A 249-nucleotide genomic window follows, 5' to 3' on the forward strand; every position below is an offset into this window, starting at 1 on the left:
GGCGCAGCGGACGGGACTCGAACCCGCGACCCCCGGCGTGACAGGCCGGTATTCTAACCGACTGAACTACCGCTGCGTATCGCTCGGACTTGCGTCCGTTTGAAACTTTTAAAACCTGTGACTGAAGAGCTTCGGTGCTTTTCAATCGCAAACCAGGCGAACCTGATTTGTACAAATATGGCGCAGCGGACGGGACTCGAACCCGCGACCCCCGGCGTGACAGGCCGGTATTCTAACCGACTGAACTAC

General features: G+C 57.8%; 1 tRNA gene. It reads right to left on the minus strand.

Annotated features, from left to right (window positions below):
* Positions 1–2 precede the first annotated feature (2 nt).
* Positions 3–76, minus strand: a tRNA-Asp gene (locus GHN92_RS23750).
* Positions 77–249: the final 173 nt, after the last annotated feature.

Source organism: Pseudomonas sp. FSL R10-2964 (genome assembly GCF_009600035.1).
Classification (GTDB): domain Bacteria; phylum Pseudomonadota; class Gammaproteobacteria; order Pseudomonadales; family Pseudomonadaceae; genus Aquipseudomonas; species Aquipseudomonas bubulae.